The sequence below is a fragment of the Mangrovimicrobium sediminis genome (assembly GCF_004745945.1).
Classification (GTDB): domain Bacteria; phylum Pseudomonadota; class Gammaproteobacteria; order Pseudomonadales; family Halieaceae; genus Mangrovimicrobium; species Mangrovimicrobium sediminis.
The window spans coordinates 282,431-306,864 of sequence record NZ_SRLE01000001.1; the positions used below are offsets into that span (position 1 = coordinate 282,431).

At 60.0% G+C, this 24,434-nt stretch carries 21 protein-coding genes, 1 pseudogene and 1 riboswitch; of the genes and pseudogenes, 14 read left to right on the forward strand and 8 right to left on the reverse strand.

What is annotated here, in order from left to right; translation table 11 throughout:
• Positions 1 to 121: 121 nt before the first annotated feature.
• A complete protein-coding gene (locus tag E4634_RS01240; RefSeq protein WP_135440775.1) occupies positions 122 to 616 on the forward strand; it encodes a peptidylprolyl isomerase in 495 nt (164 codons plus the stop codon).
• A gap of 30 nt (positions 617 to 646) precedes the next feature.
• A complete protein-coding gene (locus E4634_RS01245) occupies positions 647 to 1,363 on the forward strand; it encodes a UDP-2,3-diacylglucosamine diphosphatase (protein ID WP_135440776.1) in 717 nt (238 codons plus the stop codon).
• Positions 1,364 to 2,409: 1,046 nt separating this feature from the next.
• On the opposite strand, the gene E4634_RS01250 is transcribed toward E4634_RS01245, so the two are convergent.
• Both E4634_RS01250 and E4634_RS01255 read right to left on the reverse strand, forming a co-directional pair.
• Positions 2,410 to 3,024 (reverse strand): MiaE family protein, encoded by a 615-nt coding sequence (locus E4634_RS01250; RefSeq protein WP_135440777.1) that lies wholly within the window; start codon positions 3,022 to 3,024, stop codon positions 2,410 to 2,412.
• Complete coding sequence (locus E4634_RS01255) at positions 3,021 to 3,491, reverse strand: DUF1289 domain-containing protein (protein WP_135440778.1); 471 nt, start codon at positions 3,489 to 3,491, stop codon at positions 3,021 to 3,023. The genes E4634_RS01250 and E4634_RS01255 overlap by 4 nt, the downstream gene beginning before the upstream one ends.
• A 186-nt stretch (positions 3,492 to 3,677) precedes the next feature.
• On the opposite strand from E4634_RS01255, the gene acnB reads away from it, so the two are divergent.
• From acnB to dbpA, 3 genes are all read left to right on the forward strand, one after another.
• Positions 3,678 to 6,293: a bifunctional aconitate hydratase 2/2-methylisocitrate dehydratase gene (gene acnB, locus E4634_RS01260; RefSeq protein ID WP_135440779.1), complete on the forward strand. Its 2,616-nt coding sequence runs from the start codon at positions 3,678 to 3,680 to the stop codon at positions 6,291 to 6,293.
• A 542-nt stretch (positions 6,294 to 6,835) separates the two neighbouring features.
• Positions 6,836 to 9,976 carry a P-loop NTPase gene (locus E4634_RS01265; RefSeq protein ID WP_135440780.1) on the forward strand — a complete coding sequence of 1,047 codons (3,141 nt, stop codon included), beginning with the start codon at positions 6,836 to 6,838 and terminating at the stop codon, positions 9,974 to 9,976.
• Positions 9,977 to 10,249: 273 nt separating this feature from the next.
• Positions 10,250 to 11,626 (forward strand): ATP-dependent RNA helicase DbpA, encoded by a 1,377-nt coding sequence (gene dbpA / locus E4634_RS01270; RefSeq protein ID WP_135440781.1) that lies wholly within the window; start codon positions 10,250 to 10,252, stop codon positions 11,624 to 11,626.
• 96 nt (positions 11,627 to 11,722) lie between these two features.
• On the opposite strand, the gene E4634_RS01275 is transcribed toward dbpA, so the two are convergent.
• Together E4634_RS01275 and E4634_RS01280 are read right to left on the reverse strand one after the other, a co-directional pair.
• Positions 11,723 to 12,127, reverse strand: a complete 405-nt coding sequence (locus E4634_RS01275) for a YchJ family protein (RefSeq protein WP_135440782.1) — start codon at positions 12,125 to 12,127, stop codon at positions 11,723 to 11,725.
• A 22-nt stretch (positions 12,128 to 12,149) separates the two neighbouring features.
• Positions 12,150 to 12,743 (reverse strand): HdeD family acid-resistance protein, encoded by a 594-nt coding sequence (locus tag E4634_RS01280; RefSeq protein WP_167854712.1) that lies wholly within the window; start codon positions 12,741 to 12,743, stop codon positions 12,150 to 12,152.
• A gap of 403 nt (positions 12,744 to 13,146) precedes the next feature.
• Between E4634_RS01280 and E4634_RS01285 the strand changes: the two genes are divergently transcribed.
• From E4634_RS01285 to E4634_RS01300, 4 genes are all read left to right on the forward strand, one after another.
• Complete coding sequence (locus E4634_RS01285; protein ID WP_135440784.1) at positions 13,147 to 14,679, forward strand: PQQ-dependent sugar dehydrogenase; 1,533 nt, start codon at positions 13,147 to 13,149, stop codon at positions 14,677 to 14,679.
• Positions 14,680 to 14,701: 22 nt separating this feature from the next.
• Positions 14,702 to 15,103, forward strand: a complete 402-nt coding sequence (locus E4634_RS01290) for a gamma-glutamylcyclotransferase family protein (RefSeq protein WP_135440785.1) — start codon at positions 14,702 to 14,704, stop codon at positions 15,101 to 15,103.
• Between the two features lie 206 nt (positions 15,104 to 15,309).
• Positions 15,310 to 16,554 carry a cytochrome P450 gene (locus E4634_RS01295; RefSeq protein ID WP_135440786.1) on the forward strand — a complete coding sequence of 415 codons (1,245 nt, stop codon included), beginning with the start codon at positions 15,310 to 15,312 and terminating at the stop codon, positions 16,552 to 16,554.
• A 178-nt stretch (positions 16,555 to 16,732) separates the two neighbouring features.
• A complete protein-coding gene (locus E4634_RS01300; protein WP_276606613.1) occupies positions 16,733 to 18,103 on the forward strand; it encodes an MFS transporter in 1,371 nt (456 codons plus the stop codon).
• Here E4634_RS01300 and E4634_RS01305 read toward each other — a convergent pair.
• Complete coding sequence (locus E4634_RS01305) at positions 18,100 to 18,747, reverse strand: sulfotransferase family protein (RefSeq protein ID WP_167854713.1); 648 nt, start codon at positions 18,745 to 18,747, stop codon at positions 18,100 to 18,102. The two genes, E4634_RS01300 and E4634_RS01305, sit on opposite strands and share 4 nt — an antisense overlap.
• 190 nt (positions 18,748 to 18,937) lie before the next feature.
• On the opposite strand from E4634_RS01305, the gene E4634_RS01310 reads away from it, so the two are divergent.
• Complete coding sequence (locus E4634_RS01310; protein WP_135440788.1) at positions 18,938 to 19,366, forward strand: hypothetical protein; 429 nt, start codon at positions 18,938 to 18,940, stop codon at positions 19,364 to 19,366.
• Between the two features lie 191 nt (positions 19,367 to 19,557).
• Here E4634_RS01310 and E4634_RS21810 read toward each other — a convergent pair whose 3' ends face one another.
• Together E4634_RS21810 and E4634_RS21965 are read right to left on the reverse strand one after the other, a co-directional pair.
• Positions 19,558 to 19,848, reverse strand: coding sequence for a 2TM domain-containing protein (locus E4634_RS21810; protein WP_240725042.1), 291 nt, complete (start codon positions 19,846 to 19,848; stop codon positions 19,558 to 19,560).
• Between the two features lie 30 nt (positions 19,849 to 19,878).
• Positions 19,879 to 20,034: pseudogene (locus E4634_RS21965) on the reverse strand (helix-turn-helix transcriptional regulator); the annotation flags it as partial.
• Positions 20,035 to 20,292: 258 nt separating this feature from the next.
• Between E4634_RS21965 and E4634_RS01320 the strand changes: the two are divergent.
• The gene (locus E4634_RS01320; protein WP_206046751.1) at positions 20,293 to 21,012 is read left to right on the forward strand and encodes a transposase; all 720 of its coding nucleotides are present in this window, start codon (positions 20,293 to 20,295) and stop codon (positions 21,010 to 21,012) included.
• A 116-nt stretch (positions 21,013 to 21,128) separates the two neighbouring features.
• Positions 21,129 to 21,728, forward strand: a complete 600-nt coding sequence (locus tag E4634_RS01325) for a class I SAM-dependent methyltransferase (protein WP_135440791.1) — start codon at positions 21,129 to 21,131, stop codon at positions 21,726 to 21,728.
• Between the two features lie 20 nt (positions 21,729 to 21,748).
• On the opposite strand, the gene E4634_RS01330 is transcribed toward E4634_RS01325, so the two are convergent.
• Positions 21,749 to 22,759 carry an aldo/keto reductase gene (locus tag E4634_RS01330; RefSeq protein ID WP_135440792.1) on the reverse strand — a complete coding sequence of 337 codons (1,011 nt, stop codon included), beginning with the start codon at positions 22,757 to 22,759 and terminating at the stop codon, positions 21,749 to 21,751.
• A gap of 169 nt (positions 22,760 to 22,928) precedes the next feature.
• Here E4634_RS01330 and E4634_RS01335 point away from each other — a divergent pair, with 169 nt between their 5' ends.
• Both E4634_RS01335 and E4634_RS01340 read left to right on the forward strand, forming a co-directional pair.
• A complete protein-coding gene (locus E4634_RS01335) occupies positions 22,929 to 23,798 on the forward strand; it encodes an AraC family transcriptional regulator (protein WP_135440793.1) in 870 nt (289 codons plus the stop codon).
• A gap of 154 nt (positions 23,799 to 23,952) precedes the next feature.
• A riboswitch (cyclic di-GMP riboswitch) is annotated at positions 23,953 to 24,039 on the forward strand.
• The gene (locus E4634_RS01340; RefSeq protein ID WP_135440794.1) at positions 24,040 to 24,342 is read left to right on the forward strand and encodes a hypothetical protein; all 303 of its coding nucleotides are present in this window, start codon (positions 24,040 to 24,042) and stop codon (positions 24,340 to 24,342) included. It begins immediately after the preceding riboswitch.
• Positions 24,343 to 24,434: the final 92 nt, after the last annotated feature.

The following is a 24,434-nucleotide window of genomic DNA, read 5'->3' on the forward strand; positions in this document are numbered from 1 at the left end:
TGATACCACCCGGGGCCCGGGGTGTGGTTTCTGCCCAGGATTCGGTCCCGGCGCTGTTTTCCTGAGATGCAAAAGCCCGTATCATTGCCCGCCCGCAGTTAAAAATCACAGGGAAGACACCATGGTCATCATCCGCACCACGTTCGGCGAGATCAAACTCGAATTGGATGCCGAGAAGGCGCCGAACACTGTTGCCAATTTCTTGCAGTACGCCCGCGACGGGTTCTACGACGGCACGATCTTCCACCGTGTCATCGACAATTTCATGCTCCAGGGCGGCGGTTTCGACACCGAAATGGCACAAAAGACCACGGGCAAGCCGATCGAGAACGAGGCCGACAACGGCCTGAAGAACGACTACGGCACCATCGCCATGGCCCGCACCATGGACCCGCACTCGGCGACGGCCCAGTTCTTCATCAACGTGAAGGACAACGACTTCCTGAACCACACCGCCAAGACCGCCCAGGGCTGGGGCTACGCAGTATTCGGCAAGATGGTCGAGGGCGACGAGGTTCTGGACAAGATCCGCGCGGTACCCACCACCTCGCGCAAGGGCCACCAGGACGTGCCGGTGGACCCGGTGATCATCGAGACCGTGATTGTCGAGGACTGATCGTCGAGGACTGAGCACGCGAAGGACACGGTGTCCCGCACCCTCTTCATCTCCGACCTGCACCTGGACCCCGCCCGACCCGCCGTAACCGCGGCCCTGGCGGGGTTCCTCCAAACCCACACCAATTGCGACGCCCTCTATGTCCTCGGCGACCTGTTCGAGGCCTGGATCGGCGATGACGACGACGCCCCGCTGGCCGCGGAGGTCGCCGAGCTCTTCCACACCTTCGCCGCCGCCGGCCCCGACCTCTACTTCATGCGCGGCAACCGCGATTTCCTCCTCGGCGATACGTGGTGCGCCCGCGCCGGCGGCACCCTGCTCCCGGACCCATCGCTGGTGGACCTCTACGGCACCCCGACCCTGCTGATGCACGGCGACAGCCTGTGCACGGCGGACGCCAGCTACATGGCCTTCCGCGCCCAGGTGCGCGATCCGGCCTGGCAGGCTGACGTTTTGGCCCGCCCCCTGGAAGAGCGCCGGGCGCTGGCTGCCCAGTTGCGGGCGCAGAGTCGGGAGGCGAGTTCGAACAAGCCTGAGGATATTCTGGACGTGACGCCTGCTGAGGTGGAGCGGGTGATGCGGGAGGCTGGGGTTTCCCGTTTGGTGCATGGGCATACGCATCGGCCGGGGCATCATGAGTTCGATCTCGGCGAGCGCTGGGTTTTGGGGGACTGGGAGGACTTCCTCTGGGTGCTTTCCGTTGATCCCAGCTCTGTCTGCCTAGAGAATTCCCCAATAATTCAATAGGTTACAGCGAATTCCTCAGGAGGATCTGGTGTATCCTCGACGCCCCGCCAACGCCATGCCCTAGCCACATCAGCCGCCCACTCCGCGCTATCTGGGCCGGGGCGCATCCTCGACGCCCCACCAACACCATGCCCCCGCCGAAACGGCCGCGCGCTCCGCCGCGTTTGCGGGCTGCTGCGGAACTCGACCGAAAATCGCTCCGCGATTTTTCGGGACTCGGGCAGTCCTCGCAGAAAGCCCCCGCAAACGCGGCTCCGCTTAAAGCACGGCCTGACTGTTGCGGCGGGGGCATGGTGTTGGCGGTGCTCTTTTCGGTGATGGGTGTGGACCGGGGTGGCTGCGATGTCGCGGCATTTTCTGGCTTGGTGTTCGCAGTGCCTCGGATTGCGCGAGTTGCAGGTGACCAACCAAGGGGCTTCGAGAATCCGAGACTCCGCGGGAAGCAGGCTTCAGGACGGTGAGATTCCGGGAATCCTGGATTCTGAGGCGCTGGGGCCCGAGCACGTGTGACTCCGGGGCTACGAGTCAGTAGAACTCTGAGACTCCGGGACCGCGGGACTCTGGACTCGGAGACCGGGGCACTATCGAACTCAGGACTCAGGACTCAGGAGCATTTCAAGCCCGTGAGCCCGGCTCCAACCTCTCGCGCTGCGCATTGCTTCCCCAGACGAACCTCAGAGGCCCGGCGCGCGGCACGCCCCTCCGGAACAATCAGGCCACGCTTTTAGCGGAGCCGCGTTTGTGGGGGCTTTCTGCGAGCACTGTCCGAGTCCCACAAATTGCGTTAGCAATTTGGACGACCGGAGGTCGCCCCGAAGGGGTGAGAACACCCCTAAGGGTGTTCGAATCAATTTTTCGCGGAGCGAAAAATGGTCGAGTTGCGCAGCAGCCCACAAACGCGGCGGAGCGTGTGGCCGTTCCGAAGGGGCGTGCCGCGTGCCGGGCCGGCTTAAATGCGCCCTCAAACCGCCGCCGCAGACCCGAGGCCGGTCCAGCTAAGCCCTCGAATCCCCAAAGCACGCGCAAAACCGGCCAGACAGCGCCCCCTACCCCGGCACCCCAGAATGAAACCGAAACTCCACATCCGGCGACTCAATCAACTCCCGCTCCAGCTCCAGAAACACCGGCAACCGCTCAGCCACCTCCGCAGCCGATCCCAAGGACTCCGCCAACTTCAGGTAATCCAGAAAATGCCGCGACTCCGACTTCAGCAGCGACTCATAGAACTCCCGCAACTCGGCATCCAGCTCCGGCGCCAAAGCCGCAAACCGCTCACAGGAACGCGCCTCGATGATCGCCCCAACGATCAACGTGTCGATCAGCCGCCCCGGCTCGCCGTCACGCGCCGCCCGGCGCAGCCCGCCGGCGTAACGGGCCGCCGCAATCTGCGGATAGTCGATCCCACGCTTCTTCATCAGCGCGATCACCTGCTCGAAGTGCCGCAGTTCCTCCCGCGCCAGCCGCGAGAGCTTGTGCAGCAGGGAGTGGTGCTCCACATAGCGGTACATGAGGTTGATCGCCGTGGAGGCCGCCTTCTTCTCGCAATTGGCGTGGTCGATCAGCAGCAGTTCCGGGTTCTCCAGCGCCCAGTCCACCCAGGCGCGGGGCGTGGCGCAGGGCAGGAAGTCGCGGATCGGGGCGAGGTCGACGGGCTTGCTCATTCAGGGTCTCCGGCAAACAGGTCGGGGGTGGCGATGTAGCGGTCGTAGTGGGCTTCGGAAAGGGTGTAGAACTCCGCGTCGATGCGGTCGCGCAGGGCCGGCAGCGGCAGGTCGCGCCAGGCGAGGTCCACCTCGAAGCCGAAGTCGCGCGGCTCAGCGATCTGGCCCGCGCCGGCCTTGAGCAGGCTGAAGACCCAGCAGTACTCGTCGTGGTGGGCGGCGAAGCGCACGTTCTGCACCTTGAGCTGCCACTTGAGCAGGGCCGGGTCGAGCACGCGCAGCTTGTTGCTCACGCACTGGGAGAGGAAGCCCGCCAGGCGGCGGTCGACGATGCGCTTCTGTTCGGCGGTGTAGGCGTTCCAGTCGATCACCTCGTGGTGAAAGCGCTTGCAGCCGCGGCACACGCTGTCGCCGATGCCGGTGGAGCAGATGCCGATGCAGGGCGTTTTTACCGATTCGTCGAGCATGGGTCGCGGGGGTCTACTGGGCCCGGCAGTGTAAGGTATCGACCCAGTGAATGCACGGTATCAGGCCCCGCTTCATTTATCTGGGGGGCGCTTGGCGTTATAATCCGCAGTCGATTTTCATCGCCACCGGAATACCGCACCGGCCTCCCCGCCGGGGCAACCCTGGTTACCCAAAGGAGCGCTACCGTGCTAGAAGCCTACCGTGAACACGTGGCCGAACGTGCCGCACAGAATATCCCGCCCAAGCCGCTGACCGCGGAGCAGGTGGCGGGCCTCGTCGAACTGCTGAAGGCGCCCCCGGCGGGCGAAGAAGAAGCGCTGCTGGACCTGATCAGCAACCGCGTGCCCCCGGGCGTGGACGAGGCGGCCTATGTGAAGGCCGGCTTCCTCTCCGCCATCGTCAAGGGCGAGGCCAGCTCCCCGCTGATCGACAAGCCGGCGGCGGTCAAGCTGCTGGGCAACATGCACGGCGGCTACAACATCGAAACCCTGGTCGGCCTGCTGGACGACGCCGACCTCGGCGCCATGGCCGCGGAAGAGCTCAAGCACACCCTGCTGATGTTCGACGCCTTCCACGATGTGGCCGAACTGGCGGAGAAAGGCAACGCCAACGCCAAGGCCGTGATGCAGTCCTGGGCCGACGGCGAGTGGTTCACCAGCCGCGAGGCGGTGCCCGAGTCGATCAAGACCGCCGTGTTCAAGGTGACCGGCGAGACCAACACCGACGACCTCTCCCCCGCCCCCGATGCCTGGTCGCGCCCGGATATCCCGCTGCACGCCCTGGCCATGTACAAGATGACCCGCGACGGCCTGACCCCGGAAGAGCACGGCGTCACCGGCCCGATGAAGCAGATCGAGGAAATCCAGGCCAAGGGCCTGCCCGTGGCTTTCGTCGGCGACGTGGTCGGCACCGGCTCCTCGCGCAAGTCCGCCACCAACTCGGTGCTGTGGTTCTTCGGTGACGACATGCCCGGCGTGCCCAACAAGAAAGGCGGCGGCATCTGCATCGGCGGCAAGGTCGCGCCGATCTTCTACAACACCATGGAAGACGCCGGCGCGCTGGTATTCGAAGCCCCGGTGGACGACATCGGCATGGGCGACGTGATCGAGATCCGCCCCTACGACGGCAAGATCCTCAACGAGGCCGGCGAGACCATCTCCGAGTTCGAACTGAAGTCCGACGTGCTGCTGGACGAAGTGCGCGCCGGCGGCCGCATCAACCTGATCATCGGCCGCGGCCTGACCACCAAGGCCCGCGAAGCGCTGGGCCTGGGTGCATCCGACCTGTTCCGCACGCCCGAGCAGCCCGCCGACACCGGCAAGGGCTACTCCCTGGCGCAGAAGATGGTCGGCCGCGCCTGCGGCGTCGACGGCATCCGCCCCGGCACCTACTGCGAGCCGAAGATGACCACCGTCGGCTCCCAGGACACCACCGGCCCGATGACCCGCGACGAGCTGAAAGACCTGGCCTGCCTCGGCTTCTCCGCCGACCTGACCATGCAGTCCTTCTGCCACACCGCGGCCTACCCCAAGCCCGTGGACATCGACACCCAGCACACCCTGCCGGACTTCATCATGACCCGCGGCGGCGTCTCCCTGCGCCCGGGCGACGGCATCATCCACAGCTGGCTGAACCGCATGCTGCTGCCCGACACCGTGGGCACCGGCGGCGATTCCCACACCCGCTTCCCGATGGGCATCTCCTTCCCCGCGGGCTCCGGCCTGGTGGCCTTCGCCGCGGCCACCGGCGTGATGCCGCTGGACATGCCGGAATCCGTACTGGTGCGCTTCAAAGGCGAGATGCAGCCCGGCATCACCCTGCGCGACCTGGTGCACGCCATCCCCTACTACGCGATCAAGGAAGGCCTGCTGACCGTCGAGAAGAAGGGCAAGAAGAACATCTTCTCCGGCCGCATCCTGGAGATCGAGGGCCTGGACAAGCTGACCGTCGAGCAGGCGTTTGAGCTCTCCGACGCCTCCGCCGAGCGCTCCGCCGCCGGCTGTACCATCAAGCTGCCGGAAGACGCCATTTCCGAGTACCTGCGTTCCAACATCGTGCTGCTGCGCAGCATGATCGCCGACGGCTACGGCGACCCGCGCACCCTCGAGCGCCGCGCGCGCAAGATGGAAGAGTGGCTGGCCAACCCGGAACTGATGGAAGCGGACGCCGACGCCGAATACGCGGCGGTGATCGAGATCGACCTGGCGGAAGTGAACGAGCCCATCGTCTGCTGCCCCAACGACCCGGACGACGCCAAGCTGCTCTCCGACGTCGCCGGCGACAGCGTGGACGAAGTCTTCATCGGCTCCTGCATGACCAACATCGGCCACTTCCGCGCCGCCGGCAAACTGCTGCAGCAGCACAAGGGCAGCATCACCACCCGCATGTGGATCTCGCCGCCGACCAAGATGGACGAGCACCAGCTGATGGAAGAAGGCTACTACAACATCTTCGGCGCCGCCGGCGCGCGCACCGAGATGCCCGGCTGCTCCCTGTGCATGGGCAACCAGGCCCGCGTGGCCGCCAACAGTACGGTGCTTTCCACCTCCACCCGTAACTTCCCCAATCGCCTGGGTGATGGCGCCAACGTCTACCTGACCTCCGCCGAACTGGCGGCGGTGGGCGCCATCCTCGGCAAGCTGCCGACCCCGGCGGAGTACATGGAATTCGCGAAGAACCTGGATGCGATGTCTGCGGAGATCTACCGCTACATGAACTTCGACCAGATTGCGGAGTTCCAGAAGTCTGCGGAGGAAGGGAAGCGGATTGCTGCGGTGGAGATTACGGAGCTTAGTGCTTAGTTTTAGCTGACTTTAGTTAGAACTTTTGAAGTGCCCTGCACCGGGAGGTGTGGGGCTTTTTTGTAACAAATATTGGCTTCACTGACGGCAAATTTTATTACCACTATTTGATCAGAGACAGATATAGTAAAGGTTGGAACTTAAATTGGTCTTAAAGTAAGAATGAAAGCTCTAAACAGATTTCATTTACCGTTGACCACTTCGATCCCGGCTTCGGCCAATACAAAAATAGATAATATGAAAACTCTCAGGACTCAGCGCCTGCCCCCTTAGTAGCTTGAGTGCTACGCCACTGCCCCGGTAGCTCGCAGTGGTCGCACAAATATTAATTCCCCGTAAGAAGAGTATTCTAACTGGCACCAAAGTTTCTCTTTACCATCCGTCGATCTTAAATTGGTTTGTAATGGATTGTTAAATACAGCTGAACATTTTCGGCAATTGGACATTATGTATATAGATTACCTTGAGCGCCTCGCCCTAGCCACCTCAGAGCCTTAAAATGGTCACGTCTTAACAGGCAAGCAAACATGGAGAAGTAATATATGGAGAATGAAATTTCTGCCTGGATCCTAGACAAGATTAGAAATGGTCAAGCAATATTGTTTTTGGGGGCGGGAGCATCCTACGATGCAGAGATACCTGAAGGGCCGGTAAGATTCTCTGCAGAAAAACTCCGTGACTTAATTTGTGATAGGTTCCTCGGGGGCGATCAAAAGGACAAAAGCTTAGTTCAGGTCGCCGACTACGCCAAACACCAAGCGGGATTGAACGAGGTCCAAGTTTTCATAAAAAATCAGTTTCACCCACTACAACCGGCAAACTTCCATAAATTAATCCCGCTTTTTAGGTGGCACTCAATATATACCACTAACTACGACTTGGTGATTGAGCGAGCATATGACCAAGTTAAAGATAGGCTCCAGAAGTTAGCCCCGATATTTCGCGACGGCGATCAGTTCAGCGAAGCGATGCGAGATCCTGATAAGCTTCCGTATTTTAAGCTGCATGGCTGCATATCGGTAATAAACGATGAGAATTTACCCTTAATTCTCGCGAGCGAAGAGTACGCTAAGCACCAAAGAAATAGAGTGAGACTTTTTCAGCATCTTTCTGACTCTGCACTTGAGCACCCAATTATATTTTGTGGTTATAAGATCGGAGATCCAAACATACAACAAATACTCTTCGATTTGTTCGACAAGGGAATTAATCGCCCAAACTATATGGTAGTAGATCCGGGTTTGAATAAGTTCGACGTTCAAATGTGGCAATCAAACCGTATAAACCCTGTTAAATCCACTTTCGCCGAATTTTTGTCGAATATTGATAATTTGATTGAAAAAAACATGAGGGTTCTTGGTGCGCTTATTCAACCCTCAAAAGAATCCTATAGAAGTTTCCTCAAATCAGGCGCAAGCGTCACGCCGCAACTCCTGCAATATCTCTCAACAGAATTAGAACATGTCTACGACGGCATGCCAGTTGGTGGGGTTTCGCCTAAGGACTTTTACACCGGGCTCGACGATGGATGGGCAGGCATCAACCAGGATTTAGATGTAGAGAGAAAGATAAGTGACCAATTGCTTATCGATGCGGTGATAGATGATCAGATAACAGGATTCAATACTTTCTTAATCAAAGGATACGCTGGTAGTGGTAAAAGCGTGTGTTTGAGACGTGTCTCATGGAATGCTGCTCGAGATCATGAGGCAGCGGTTTTTTACTTGAAGAAAGGCGCTGTACTACGGCCATCTTTAGTTAAAGAACTTATCGGGCATATTGATGGACGGTTGGTCATCTCACTAGATGATGCACTGGCTAATAAAGCAGACCTTCAAAAACTTTACGATCAACTCGAGCATGATAATGACGAACTAGTCATTTTGACCACTTCGCGCAGCAACGAATGGAACCAAGATGGCGGTGACTTAGAGCGATATGTCTCGGCAGAATATGAGTTAGAAAAGCTGAGTGATCGCGAAATCGACTTGTTGATTAGCAAACTAGAAAAATTCCAATGTCTCGGAAACCTCAGAAATGAAGATATGCCCGAGGTCAAACGGAACTTTGGGCTAACATCTGACCGTCAGCTTCTCGTAGCGCTGCATGAAGTGACGTCAGGGAAGCCCTTCGAGCAAATCGTATATGACGAGTATCAGAGAATAAACCCAGCAGAAGCCCAGCTACTATACATGGACGTCTGTACGCTACACAGACTCAATGTTCCAGTCAGGGCAGGCCTTGTATCTCGTATTTCAGGCATCAGTATCGAAGATTTCAAATCGAGATTTATTGCACCCTTAGAGCACCTAGTAAAAGTTTATATGGATCAGCGCTCACGAGACTATGTATATGTTTCGCGACACCCATTAATCGCCGAGTTTGTATTTGACCAAGCTCTCGATAATCCCGCTGACAAAGCAGAGCAAATAGTCCGGGTTATATCGAAAATGAATATTGATTACGATGCTGATAAGCATGCATTTTCGTCAATTATTCGGGGTAAGACACTCGCCAAACTATTCAGTGACAAAGGGTTGGCAAAGAAAATTTATGATGCTGCAGAAGAAGCTGGTGCTTCTCCTTCATATATTTGGCATCAAAGAGCAATATTTGAGCTAAATCATCCAGGCGCACAGGCTTCCGCTGCCATGAGTGCGATCAATCGGGCTGAGAGAGAACTAGAGGCGCATAGAACTGACAAATCAATTCTGCACACCAAAGCACTAATTTACAAAAGAATGGCGAAAGAATCTCAAAATAAATTGGAGATAGACAAATATCGGGCGGAGGCGAGACTTATCCTTGAACGACTGCTCAAGAATGATAATGACTCTAGGCCCAGCCACTCCATTGCCGAGTTGCTATTAGACGAGCTGGAGGATCAGCTACGGACTATTGCAGACCCTAGCAGCGAGCCGGAAGATCTTAAAGAACGGGCGCTGATTAGCATTATCAAGAGAGCAGAGGATGCTATATATAAAGGCTTACAGCGATATCCTAGTGATGAATATTTGCTTGTCTCTCAAGCCAAGTTGGCCGAAAAGCTTAACGACAGTAGCAAGGTACGGGCAGTCCTAGACCGGGCTTATCGACAAAACATGTCTAGTGACTATGTCGCAATTGCTTTGGCTAGAAACCTACGGCACGGGGGAGAGACCGAGAGCGCAACAAAAATATTGAGGGAAGCTATTACAAAAAATCCAAATAGTAAGCCACTGCATTTAGAATTGTCCAAGTACCTGATAGCGAAAAATGACCAATCGGTCGCCGAAGAAATAATGCACCATTTAAAGCGAAGTTTTTCTCCTGGCGACAGCAATTATACCGCTCAGTTTTGGTTTGCTAGGCAACATTACCTGTATCAGGACAAGTCAGTCGCTTTAGGTATTTTTGACAATCTTAAAGCAGCCAAAATGCCACCTTTTGTCAGACGAAAGCTTGACGGTCACAGCCTCGACGGTGCAGGAAAAATGCTCTCCTATAACGGTCAAGTTACATCAGATCGTGTCGACTTCGGGTTTATAAGATGTGCAGAACTGGGTGACGATATCTTTACACACATTAGTCACTTAGATTCAGAAAACTCAGCGAGCGGGCTTCGCGTTGGGCTCGAAGTGACATTCAATCTAGCTTTCTCGATGAGAGGGCCTGTAGCAATAAATGTTAGACAAAGGTATTAAAAAGGTTGTTGGTATAAAGCAAATAAAGAAGGAGAAATAATGGGGTCAGAGCCCTTATCGGCCACATCTGATTGGCGCTAGACCATTATTGTCATTCGCTTGGACAGTTTGTGGCTAACGGCTAGTCTGCACATCAATACTAACCTGAATAAAGGGGTCCTCCCTTTTTCCGACCCCCTTTCCCTTTTCGTCGTAGACTGTGCTACCCGCCAACAAAAGTAACTCCGTCGCTGCTGCGGAGTCTTTGATGGCCCACAGCAGAGCAAACACCCCATGAACAGCAACGACTTTTCCGGCCTGCCGCTACCGCCTGAAGTACTCGCCAATCTCAAGAGCCTCGGATATGAGACCATGACACCCATTCAGGCGGGAAGCCTGCCAGCGGTGCTGGAAGGCAAGGATGTTAAAGCCCAGGCCAAGACAGGTAGTGGTAAAACCGCCGCTTTCGGTATTGGCCTGCTGCAAGGCCTGGACACTCGTCTGTACCAGACGCAGAGCCTTGTCGTTTGCCCAACCCGCGAGTTGGCCGACCAGGTGAGCAAGGCGCTGCGCCAGCTTGCCAGGCCCTTCGCCAATGTAAAAATTCTCACGCTCTGCGGCGGAAAGCCCATGGGTCCGCAATTGGCGTCGCTGGACCATCCGCCACACGTGGTGGTAGGCACTCCGGGGCGGCTGCTCAAACACTGCCAGAAAGGCTCGCTGAAACTGGACCAGCTGCGGACGCTGGTCCTGGACGAGGCCGACCGGATGCTCGATATGGGCTTTCTCGACGACATCAACGCCCTGATCGCGTTTACGCCGGATCAACGCCAGACCCTGCTCTACTCGGCCACCTACCCGCAGGAAATTCTCGCCATCAGCAACCAGGTGCAGAAAAATCCCGTCGAAATTACCGTCGAGAGCCTCCACGACGACAGCGTGATCCAACAGCTTTTTTACGAAATCGGATCGGGTAGCAAGCTGGACGCCATTGAAACCTTACTTCGACACTTCCGCCCCGACAGCAGTGTCATTTTCTGCAACCGCAAACAACAGTGCGAAGAACTGGCCGAGGCACTGAAGCAGCGCGGCATCAGCGCCGTCGCCCTGCACGGCGACCTCGAACAGAAGGACCGCGACCGGGTGCTGGTGCTGTTTGCCAATGGCAGCATACCGGTACTTATCGCGACCGACGTCGCAGCCCGCGGCCTCGACATTAAGGAACTGGCTGCCGTCGTCAACTACGAGTTGCCCCACGACCCCGAGGTGTACATCCACCGCATCGGCCGCACCGGCCGCGCTGGAAACGAAGGGTTGGCCCTGAGCCTGTTCCTGCCGGCGGAAGCGCCGCGGGTCAATGCGATAGAGGCATTACTGAATCGGGCCCCCAGCTTGCAAAATCTGCCCGCAGTATCGGAACCCAACCTGGCGATCAAAGGCAGCATGCAAACACTGGCTCTCAACGCCGGGCGCAAGGCCAAACTCCGCCCCGGCGATATCCTGGGAGCACTTACCGCCACGGGAGAACTGACGCGAGATCATATCGGCAAGATCGACATTTTCGATATGGTTGCGTACGTCGCCATCACCCGGGCGCAGGCCGCGAAAGCGCTGGCGATCCTGGCAAGTGGCGGCGTTAAGGGCCGGAAAATACAGGCAAGAAAGGCCTGAGGGAATAAAGGGGTCAGAGCCCTGTTCCACATCCCGCGATGTGCTGCAACGCTGGCTCACCGACGCGCCCGCGAAGACGCTTTGGTTTATTCCCGGTTACAGGTGATCTCCATCCAGGTAAAACCATCGCCCCTCTCGTTTTTCGAAACGGCTTACCTCATGCAATCGGTGACCTTTGCCGTCGATCTTGAACCTGGCGACAAATTCCACGGTGCCTGCAGTGTCCCGGGCACCGCCACCACTGGTCGCTCGAATACTGAGCCCCAACCAGCGTTGCTTGCTGTCAAACCGAACCCGGCTCGGGCGCTTGTCCGGGCTCCAGGTTGCCAGCAGGTACTCTTCATTACACAACACGAAAGCACTGTAACGAGAGCGCATCAACTGCTCAGCGCTGGCGGGCACTTCGTCACCGTTTAAATACAGGCCGCAACAGCGCTCAAAAGGTTCTGCGCTGCCACAATAGCAGCCAGCATTTGCAGGGGAAGTCGTCTTCTTCACCATGAGAGAATGCCAGTTAACGGTGTTAGAGCATTTTTCTGCGCAGGCGTTTAAAACGCGAGCCCAGAAATAGCAGCAACGCGCCGACGAGCAGCGCGGCCAGGCCGATGATCCAGGAAATGACCGCGGCCCCGGATCCCGGCCAGAAGGCCAGCACCAGCCCGACCGCAGCTGCGCCCAGCCCGATTCGCCGGGTAGTTTCCTTCGCAGGGTCGTCCGCAGGCAACTTCCGCGACGTCATGATCTGGCCCAGGCCAACGATAAAGACGGCGGCGCCAAGGGTCATCAAAAGCGTGCGCAGAGTTGCGCCGGGCCAGAACACGAGCACAGCCCCGATAGCGATGACCAGGATGGCCTGGGCGAGTTGTTCGCGCAGCGTCGAGTGATACAGGGCGCCGATCAGCGCGGTCACGCCATCGGCGAGGCAGTAAATTCCGGCCGCCACGATAATCACCCGCAGGTTCTGGTCGGGCCAGAACAACGCAAAGATACCCAGCAGAACCGCCAGCACACCGCGCAGCATCAGAAACCACCAGATATCACCCAACTTGCCCGCGAGGCCCGCCTTCACCTCCGCGGCCGTTTCCTCCAGCTGTTGGCGTCTGTTCTTGTTATCCATAACCACCTCCGCATGGAATAAAGGGGTCAGAGCCCTTTTTGGCCACATCTGATGACCACCTGGGCAGTATTGCTGTTCGATTTCTCGAGGTGCGTATCAGCATAGACGATAATGCCTCGACACTGCCCTGCCCGTGCGGCGTGAGCCTAGCATGTTCTCGCTATATCGAAACGCCCTACGAATCCCCGCGGGACAGGTCTCGCGTAGGCGGCCGGCGAAAGGCCTGTGATCTCCCGACCGCAGGAGACATCAAATTCATCCGAAAAGGGCTCTGACCCCTTCATTGCTAGCTGAGAGAACCGCATACCCCGGCAGTGTGCCGCAAGATATACTTCGCTACATGCAAACAGCACCATCACCTACCTGTGACAGGCCAAAGCCTGCAATGCGGGATTCGATCTGAATGTCCTGGTGGCTGAAACTGCTTATTGGCCTGGCACTGCTGCTTGCGCTTATCGCCGGCGGTGCCACCTGGTACCTCTCCACCTCGGATCAACGCGAACCCTCGAAGCTGGCCTTTGCTGAGCATTGTGCCGACTGCCACGGTGACGGCCTGCAGGGAACCAGCGCTGGCCCGGATTTGGTGAGCGGCGCGCTGGCACACGGCGACACCGTCCCGCAATTGATGGCCAGCATCGTAGAGCGACACCCCGGCTCTGATGTCGCTGACTGGAGGGAATCCATCTCCAGCGAGAGCATCAAGGCCCTGGCGCTCTACGTGGCTGAACGGCGGCGCGCCTGGCCAAGCACCAGCGACTCCTACTTTCTCGACGTAGAGGAACAGGTGGTCAGCTCGCAGTATCACCGCTTCCGGGTTGAAAAGGTCGCCGAGCTGGTCGCCCGCCCCTACGCCATTGCCCCATTGCCCGACGGGCGCATCCTGGTGGCAGAAAAATCCCGTGGCCTCTCCATGGTTACCCCCGACGGTGTGCAGGGTGAACCGATCGCCGGCAGCCCCGAAGTCTGGGCACCCATCGCCACGGTACGTGGCTCACAGCTCACCCTGGGCAGCCTGCTTGATGTCGAACTGCACCCGGCGTTTGCTGACAACGGCTGGATCTACCTGTCTCACACTCATCGCTGCCAGCTCGACTGCGGTTCCCCCTGGCCGGTCAGCATGGTGCGGGTGCTTCGGGGGCGCCTGCGGGACGGCCAGTGGGTTGATGAAGAGCTTATCTGGTCGGTCGACCCGGATTACTACACGGTAGTACCGGACGCGGTGGCCTGCGGCCGGCTGGCCTTTGACAATGCCGGGCATGTTTACGTCACCGTGGGCGGCAAAGCGCCCTACAGCAACCTGCACAAACTGGATACGCCCTACGGCAAGGTACACCGGGTGCGAGACGATGGTACGGTACCGGAGGATAACCCCTTCTATCTGCCCGAATCCGAACGGCAGGAGGGCTCCACCCGCCACACCGTTTACAGCTACGGTCACCGCACCGCGCAGGGGCTGGCGGCAGCGCCCGGCGGCCAAGCGATCTGGAATACCGAGATGGGGCCCCGCGGCGGCGACGAGGTCAACCGCATAGAAGCCGGCGGCAACTATGGCTGGCCTCTGTACACCGGGGGCATCGATTACAGCGGTGAGCCTGTCACCATCGGCGAGGATCTGGGCCTGGACTTCGCCTATGAGGACACCGTGCCGCCCGTGGTGGAATTCACCCCGGCGCCGGCCATTTCCAGTTTCACCTTCCACCGGGGTGAGCAATTCCCGGGCTGGGAGAATGACATGCTGATCGGCTCCCTCAAGGCCCGCACCCTTTACCGGGTACGCCTGCGAGACGGGGTCGAGGTCGAGCGCGAAGCGCTGGCCACCAACCTGGGCCGCATCCGCGATGTAGAGATGGGCGCGGACGGCCTGGTCTACCTCGCCGTTGAGCATGGTGACAACGGTTCACTGTTGCGGCTGGTGCCGACTTCAGAGCCGATGTAGTTAAAGGAGGCTGCTACGCCAGATGCAGGATATCTTCGTCTACGGCACCTTGTTGAACGATGAGGTGCTGAGCATTCTTTTCGATCAGCCCTTGTCAAAGGTCGGCGCCCGCTTGCCGGGCTACAGGCGGGTCACGGTGTCGGGGCAGATGTTTCCCGCGATCCGCCCCGACGGAAACAGCAGCGTGGAAGGCGCCCTGCTCACCGGGCTGGACCAGTGCGCGATAGCGCTGCTGGATGAGTACGAAGGCCGTTTCTACCAGCGGGAGTCTGTGCTGGTTTACCTCGAATGCGGTACTGCGCGGCACTGCCAGGCCTATGTATTCCGGCCCAGTTATTACGACTTCTTGTCCGACGAGGCCTGGTGCAACGAGCGTTTTCGTGAACACCACATGGGCCAGTATCTAGCCCGGTTGCCGAGCTAAAGGGGTCAGAGCCCTTTTCGGCCACATCTGATTGGCGCCAGGGCGCTATTGTCGTTCGCTTGGACGGCTTGTGCCGTCCGCTCAGTTCGCACATCAAACCTGAGCAAAAAGGGCTCTGACCCCTTTTCTTCTGTTAGCCGATTCACTTATTCTCGGTGGACTCATACGCTTCCAATAATAGAGCCTGTCCAGAGGAGACGCCGGCGATGACCGCTGCGAGCCAGGGTGTTGAGCGCCCCGCGCATATCCCCGAATCCGCCATTTACAGTTTTGATATGTACCGCGATGTCGCGGTGGAAAATCCGCATGCCAGTGTGGAGCGGTTGATTCAGGACGCATCGCCCGTTTTCTGGACGCCGCACAACGGCGGCCACTGGATGGTGTTGAGCTACGCCGCTGCGCAGGAGGTGTTTCGCCATCCGGAAATCTTCTCCAGTGCCCTGGTCGCCCCGGAAATCATGGAGGCCACGCTGGCCGCCCTGCCCCCGGGCACGCCGCGCCCGCCCATCCCGACGCCGCTGATGATGGACCCGCCGGAGCATACGCGCTATCGGCAACCCCTGATGCGCGCGTTCTCGCCGAAAATGCTGATGGCACTGCGCGGCAGTATTGAAGACCTCGCGATAAAGTTGATCGATGGTGTTGCGGACCAGGGCGAGTGCGAATTTGTCTCGGCGGTTGCCGAGCAGTTCCCGGTGCGCGTGTTCCTGGAAATGATGGGTTTGCCAAAAGCGCGCCTGGCTGAGTTCCGGGCGCTGGCGCACGAGGTGTTCACCCCCCGCGACCACAATGACCCGGCGCAGGCCTTCCACCTGATGCGCAAGATCGTCGACGCACTGCACGACGATATCGTCGCCCGGCGCGATCACCCACAGCAGGACCTGATCAGCGACCTGTGGGCTATGAGTATCGATGGCGAGCCCATGACGATGGAGCTCATCGAGGACTACATCGTCCTGCTGTTCCTGGCCGGCCTGGATACCGTCGTTATCGCGCTGTCGTTTGGCGTCTATCACCTGGCCGCCAACCCGGACCTGCAGCAGGAGCTGCGCGCTCACCCGGACCTGATCGGTGAAGCCAGCGAAGAGTTGCTGCGTCGTTACTCGTTTACCGTTCCGGTACGGCGGGTGGTAAAGGAGACCGAACTGCACGGGCAGACACTGCAGCCGGACGACCGGGTGATTCTCTACCTGCCCGCGGTCGACCTGGACCCGGAAGAGTTCCACGAGCCCGCGACCGTGGACATCCATCGACAGCGCAAAGCCCACATGCTGTTTGGCGGCGGCCCCCACCATTGCCTGGGTTCGCACCTGGCAAGGCTGGAACTGCAAACGCTGTACCGCGTGTTGCTGGAACGCCTGCCGCCATTCACCCTCGCGCCGGACAATCCGCCGACATTCCACGTGGGCATGAACCTGTCGCTGAGTTCGCTGCCTATACGGTGGGCCTAGGCTTTACATCAGCAAATACAACAACAAGCACAACAGCTAAAACAACAACAAGCACAACAACAATAACAGGAAGGCGCCCATAACCACGTCAACGCAAAAGGCAGGTTCGCCGTGGACGATATCCACCCCCTGGTACCACGGGTGGAACATCGTCTTCGTCACAATTCTGTTCCAGGCCATCACCTACGGCCTGATGATCTACAGCTTTACCTTCTGGGTAACACCATTTCGCGACGACTTCGGGGTGAGCACGGGCACGGTGCTGCTGGCCGCGACACTCGGCCAGGTCACCATGGGGCTGTATTCTCCGGTGGCCGGACGCATCATGGATGCCCATTCCGTACGGCTGCTCGCCACAGCGGGTATTCTCGCCTTCAGCGCGGGCTACGTGCTTATCGCCTTCGCCACCGACTTCTGGCAGGTGCTTGCGGTCTACTGCACCCTGCTGCCCGTCGGCGCCATCTTCGCCGGCGGCATGGCAGCCCAGGTGGCGACCGCGCGCTGGTTCGAAAAGCGCCGCGGTGCGGCCCTCGGTATATCCTCCGTCGGCACGTCGCTCGGCGGCTTCGTCTTCCCGCCGATCGTCACGGCGCTCAACCAGTCGCTCGGCTGGCGGGAGTCCCACCTGGTGTTCGGCGTCGCCTTCGTTTTAATCATGGTCCCGATCATCTGGCTTATCGTGCGCGACCGCGGCACAGGCGAGAGAGAACCGGGGGACACTGCACCGCCGGCACAGGGTCTGGCATCGGCGGAACATGGCCTGGCGTCGCCCGAATATAGAAAGCAATCGCCGGAAAATGGCCTGGCGTCGCCCGAACATAGAAAGGAATCGGCGGAACATGGCCTGGCGTCGCCCGAATATAGAAAGGAATCGCCGGAACACAGCCTGGCATCGCCAGAACACGGAAAGAAATCGGCAGAACCTGCAGGCCAGCCACAGGATTTCCCGGACTGGAAAATGGGCCATCTCGCGAGGAACAGGGCATTCTGGTACCTGGTGGCCGCCCTCACCCCGCTACTGGTGGTCTTCATCACCATCCAGCTCAATACGGCGCCGATCGCGGAGGAGGCAGGCATCCTGGGGCAGCAGGCGGCACTGCTGATTTCCACGCTGTCCCTGGCGATGATTGTCGGCAAGATCGGCTACGGATTCATGGCGGACAAGACGGATCACCGCCTGCTCATCTGGTTTTCGGCGGCCATCGCCATGGTCAGCCTCGTGCTGCTGCAAACCGCTGCATCCTACATCGCGTTCCTGGTCGCCTACGCCCTGGTGGGGATCAGCCAGGGCGGCATCATGCCCACGATGGGCGCTATCATCGCCAGCCGCTATGGACCGGCCAATTTCGGTCGTGTGGGCGGGCTGATCGCGCCACTGCTGACGCTGACCGCCTTCGGGCCGGTGATTTTCGGGTACCTGCGCTCGGGCATGGAATCCTATGGCCCGATCTTCCAGCTGCTCATGCTGGTCGTGGTGCCCTCGGTGGTCGCCACATATTTTCTCGGCCCCAACGGTAGGGAAACGCCGCCGGAGCAGACTGGCGCCTAACCCGCGTAACCCAGCGCCGCCTGAAAGCCCCTGTCCATGACGTCCCGAATAACGCCCTGAACGGCCGCGGTATCGTTGATGCGCGGGAAGTCACCCTCGGGCACCGGCACCTCCAGGAAGCGGCACAGCGGCTCCCACCCCTGCGAGACCTCGAACACCAGCAGGCGTTCGGGCGCGATGGTGCTCTTCACCTCGGCCACGTGCTCGTGGAAGCGCTGGACCAGATGGTCGCGATCGTGCATCCGGTCATCGAAATAGTCGTTGATCGTGGCCTGCAGGTAGGCGCCCGCCTCCGTCCCGGGCAGGAATTCCAGCCACTCCCTGCCGAAGATCGTGTCCTGGACGGACTGGAACCAGGCGTCCGGATCGCGGACGGTCAGCACCACTTTGGCGTCGGGATAGTACTTCGCCAGCGCGGCGTAGCTGGTGCAGGCGGGGAAGTCGACGGTTGCGGTGTAGCCGGCGAACACGGCGTCCCAGTCCGGCTCTGACTTGCCCACCTGTTCCCACAGCTTCCAGTGGGCGGGGCCCTTGGGAAAGCATTCCACCATGTGATAACAGGGGTAGCCCAGTTGCTCCAGGGCCACTTTCAGGGACATGGTCCCGGTCCGGCCGAAGCCCGCACCGATGATTTGCAACGCCATTGCAGTGTCTCGCCAACAGGATGTGTCACGGATTATAAGGGGTCAGAGCCGGCAGAGCAGTTCACAGTTTCGGCGCTGATTCAGGGTTTAGTGTGACCCGGCACACAATCTCGCCAGCACCGCCGTGACCCCCGCCGCGTCAGGCGCTACAACGAAGGCGACAACAACAAAAACACTTCCGGGAAAAAACATGGTAGCTGCGCTACTGGTATCGGCAATCGCACTCACGCTCTTCGCCCTGTGGAGCAAGGGCCGGGGACAATCCGCGCGCAGTACCGCAGGCGGGCAGCTTCCCGCCGGACGCCGCGCCAACCCGGCCAGGACGGCACGCAACCCCTACCGCGCAACATCTATCGTCTGCGGCCAGTTCGCCTGCTCCACTGCACGCAACCTGGAAAGCCTTCGCTATATCGATATCGAGAAAGCGACACCTACACTACCGTTACCGGGTTGCGACAGCACACGCTGCGAATGCCGCTACCTGCAGCATCCCGACCGCCGCGATACCGATGGTGAGCGCCGCCTGCCCAACAACCTGCAGGCGCAGCTGTATGAATCTTCCGGCAACCCCAATCGACGCCGGCGCACAGGCGGGCGGAGCAAGAGCGACTGGGCCTGACCCAGGAAATAGGGGTCAGAGCCCTTTTCGGCCAGATTGGATGCCCTATGGCTCTTGCACAGCTGGCGCCTGACACACAGGCTTTAACTCAAGACAGCCCCACAGGGTTCCAATGAAGCGGACGTCACCAGGGTCTACTGAGGACAAAATATCCCGCTCATACGAAGTATCCAGTAGAGATAAAGTACTCCCTACAACTTCCGCCCCAGCTTGCGCTCGGCGAGGCGCTTCTCCCAGCCCGGGCTCATGAAGCGGATCACCTCGAAGGCGATCAGCCCCTGGAAGATCAGCCCGACGCCGAGGGCGCCGAAGATGATGTAGATGACCGGCTTGCCGTGGAAGACGATCAGGAACACCGCCGCCAGGACGACGTAGGTGATCAGGTACTCGTAGAACTCCTTCATGCGCTTGGCGTAGGTCAGGGCTTCCTGTTCATCGACTTTCAGTTGGGTGTCGCTGCTCAGTTGGGTTTGGTTGTTCATTGGCTCGTCCTCGGGTTGCAAAAGAGATAGGTCTACCTCAAACACCGAAGCAAGCGCCTTGCATGTCTCCATGCTCGGCCGGTGGCCCTGTTCAATCCGCTGAATCGTGCGGGTGGTCACGCCGGCCATCTCGGCCAGCTGGCTCTGGGACCATCCCCGCTTCAATCGCAACTTCCTGACTATCATGGCGCTACCCTTGCTGTGTGAGGCAGGGCCAGTGTTGCCCTTTCCCACCGCTTGCGGAACGACACGAACACGACATCGACACGAAACCTCCACGACAGTCCAATAAAATCAACACCTTACAAGTATACGGGGTCAGAGCCCTTTTCGGCCAGATTAGATGTCCGGGCGGTCAAATCGGGTGTTCTATTCAATCTGGCAGGCTCTAGCATAGTACTTGCCGCCGCTACTACGACCCTGTCCGTGCCCCGCAAGCCTCGCATGTTCCTGCCCGGTCACCCAGCTCATCTTGTGCAACGGGGACACAATCGCCAACCGGTCTTCTTCGCCGAAGAGGACTACCTCGCCTACCAGTCCTTCCTTTCCCAGGCGATAGAGAGATACGACTGCGCCCTTCACGCCTACGTGCTCATGACCAACCATGTACACCTCCTGATGACACCATCGAGTGAAACCGGCATCAGCCAGGCCCTGCAATACACCGGGCAGCGCTATGTCCCCTACATCAACAAAAAGTACGAGCGTAGCGGGACTCTGTGGGAAGGACGCTTCCGAGCCAGCATCATCGACAGCAACACCTACCTGCTCGCCTGCTATCGCTACATTGAGATGAACCCGGTGCGGGCCGGTATGGTAACCGCCCCGGAGGCCTACCGGTGGAGCAGCTACGCCTGCAATGCTGGCACGGGCGAAGATCCCCTGGTCACCCCACACAGTCGCTACGCTGCCCTTGGCACCACACGAGACGAATGCACCCGCAACTACCGGCGCCTGTTCAAGGCTGCCGACGATGGCAACGAACTACAGTTGATTCGCGAACACACGCGGTCAGGCACCCCCATGGGCGATGACAAATTCCGGGACGAGATCGAGAACACCCTGTCCGTCCGCACCGGACAACCCCAGCGCGGCCGGCCGGAAAAGCCGTTGGCTGACCCCCTCCCCCTGGACCAGAGCATTTCCGGTCAAAAAGGGCTCTGACCCCGCTTTTACAATTTTTTGCGTGAGGGTATAGGATAGGCACTGCGGAACCCCAATCCCGCAGTGGTACCCGATCGAACCGCTCGCCGGAAGCGAGCCTTTGGGGTAGCAAGGACATGACACCTGATCAAATCGGACGTGCCTACGACCAGATCGCCCATCGCTGGGCCAGCGATGACTTCAACCGCGAAAACGGTATCGACCAGCACCAGCGCGCAATCGCCTTCGCCGAACGACGGGGCATGGCGCTGGATGTCGGCTGCGGCTGCAACGGCCGGCTTATCGACCTCCTGCTGGTCGCCGGATTCGAACCCGAGGGAGTGGACGTGTCCAGCGAGATGGTCCGGCTGGCGCGCCTGCGCCACCCGGAGATCACCTTCCACCACCGCGACATCTGCAGCTGGGAACCCCCGCGCAGCTACGACTTCATCACCGCCTGGGACAGCATCTGGCACCTGTCGAGCGAACGGCAGGCTCGGGTACTGAGCAAGCTGATCGACGCCCTGCGCCCGCAGGGTGTGATGATCTTCTCCTGCGGCGGGCACGTGGAACCGCAGGAGCACACGGACGGCAGCATGGGTCCGGAGATGTACTACGCCACCCTCGGCGTCAACGGCTTCATGCGGCTGATTCTCGAGGCCGGCTGCACCTGCCGGCATTTCGAGTTCGACCAGCTGCCCGAGGTGCACAGCTACTTCATCGTGCAGAAAACCTGAACCCGCGCCTGCCCCTCGGGCTAAAGCTCGGGCGTATCACCAGCCAGCAGCGATACAGCCGCTGCGGGGTAGCGTCCGCCCCGGACATCGAAGGCATCGAGGATGCGCTCAAGACTTGCCAGGTCTTCCCGCCCCAGGGTCAGGGCCGCGGCGCCGGCGTTTTCCGCCAGACGCCGCAGGCTGCGGGTTCCGGGAATCGTCACGATATGCGGGTCCTGCGCCAGCAGCCAGGCCAGCGCCAGTTGCGCCGGGGTACAACCCTTCGCGGCTGCCAGGTCCCCGAGAGCATCCACCAGTTCCAGGTTGAGGTGAAAGTTTTCCTCGGCAAAGCGCGGGTTTTCCAGGCGCCAGTCGTCCACCTGCAGGTCCGCGCGGCTGCGAATCGCACCGGTCAGGAAACCCCGCCCCAGCGGGCTGTAGGCGACGAAGCCGACACCGAGTTCCCGGCAGGTGGGCAGAATGTCATCCTCGACCTCGCGCGACCACAACGAGTATTCGCTCTGCAAGGCGGTGATCGGATGCACCTTGCACGCACGGCGGATGGTCCGCGCGCTGGCCTCGGAAAGCCCCAGGAAGCGCACCTTGCCCGCCGCCACCAGTTCGCTCATCGCGCCGACGGTCTCCTCGATGGGCACCTCGGGGTCGATGCGGTGCTGGTAGTAGAGGTCGATGCAGTCCACCCCCAGGCGTTTGAGGCTGGCCTCGCAGGCGGATTTCACGTACTCCGGCCTGCCGTTCACACCTAGGAACTCGCCCTTCTCATTGCGCATGTTGGCGAACTTGGTCGCCAGCTGTACCTTCTCGCGAGCGCCGGGGTGCTCGCGGAAGAAACTGCCCAGCAGCGCTTCGTTGGTCCAGGGGCCGTACATGTCGGCGGTGTCCCAGAAGGTGACGCCCTGATCCAGGGCCGCGGCGAGCACGGCGAGGTTGTCCGCCTCGGCGCTGCTGCCGTAGAAATCTGACATGCCCATGCAGCCCAGGCCGATGGCGGACACGCGAAGGCCCTGTGTGCCGAGATCACGTTGTTGCATTTTCTGTACTCCTGTCGGTTGCAGTTGCGACAGTATGGACGCGGCGCCCGGCCAGGGTTCACCGGTTTGTCCGCGGTGCTTGCCTATTCCTCCAGAATCAGCGCGCGGGGCTTCCCATCTGCCGCGGCGCGCCTAGACTGGAGATGACGACTCGCGGAATCCACACACCATGTTCAGTGCCCAGTGTATCGATACCCTGCTCCGCCTGCTGCCACAGCCGGCGGTCGACCCCTCGGTGTACCCCGGCATCACGCTGATACGCTCGGACAGCACCACGCCGTGCACGGCGATAATCTACCAGCCGGTGTTCTACATCGTGATCCAGGGCCAGAAGATGAGCCTGCTGGCTGGCGAGACCTACCGCTACGACTCCGGCCGCTTTCTCGCCTCCAGCGTGCCGCTGCCGATGGAGGGCATGGTCACCCGGGCGAGCGCGCGCGAGCCCTACCTCGCGATCAAGCTCGACGTGGACAGCCGGGTGATAATGGAACTGCTGCAGGAACTGCCCGAGCTGGTGCCGGCGCAGGATGCCAGTCGTGGCGTCTGCGTGTGCCCAGTATCGAAACCCCTGGTGGAAGCCGTGGAGCGCCTGGTCGCGAGCCTCGCCGATCCGCAACGCCGCCGCGTGCTCACCCCCATGCTGGTGCGCGAGATCCTGTTCTACGGCCTGCTCAGCCCGCAGGGCGCGCAGCTCGCCGCCTTCGTCACCCGCGACCGCCACCACCAGCGTATCGCGCGGGTGATCCGCCACATCCAGGAGAACTTCGACCAGCCGCTGGACGTCAACGCTCTGGCGAGCGTCGCCAGCATGAGCCAGAGCGGCCTGCACCAGCACTTCAAGGCGGTGACCAATGCCTCGCCGCTGCAGTACATCAAGGCCATTCGACTACACCGGGCACACCAGCTGGTGGCCGGCGAACACAAGTCGGTGAGCGAGGCGGCGTGGCAGGTGGGCTACCAGAGCGTGTCGCAGTTCAGTCGCGAGTACAAACGCCTGTTCGGCCAACCGCCCAGCCAGGCCCGTGCACTGTCGCAATAAAACGACCGACCGGCCGCGCGACCGCACCCTGAACATCCACCCACGCTATGCCCCTGCGGCATACCGACAAATAAACCCCGGCTATTTGTGATTATTTTTAGTCTTTTTGCGTGAATCACCGCGCAGTTTTGCGCTACGGTCTGTTCATAGCACTTCCGTACAAGGGCAAACCCATCGAAAGGTGGGGACGCAAAGTCAACGGTCTAAGGGGCGCAGGCCCTACGACGGCGGGATTACCGGGATGACACCAATTCGACTACTAGTGCTGGCTCTCGCAGCCAGCTGCCTCGCCAGCGCCGCCTCCGCGGGCGATGCTGGCGACGCCGCGATGCGCTGTGGCCTGCGCCTGGGCGACACCTTCGAGCTGGACAAGAGCTTCGGCGAACGCAAGGCCGAGGCGGAGAAAAAACAGGCCGCCGCCCCGCGTTTCATGGACAGCTACCACCCCCACGAATTCACCCGCAACGCCAACACTACCCGCTCGGCCCGACGCGAACGCACACCCCAGGAATTCACCCTGGCGATGGTCGTGTGTTCCTGGTGAGTTTGCGGTAAGCAGACCGACCCGACGCCGCACGGCGCCGACTCATTTCCCGCTGATTGCTTCCGGCCCGTCCGCCGTGAGGACGGCCAGGT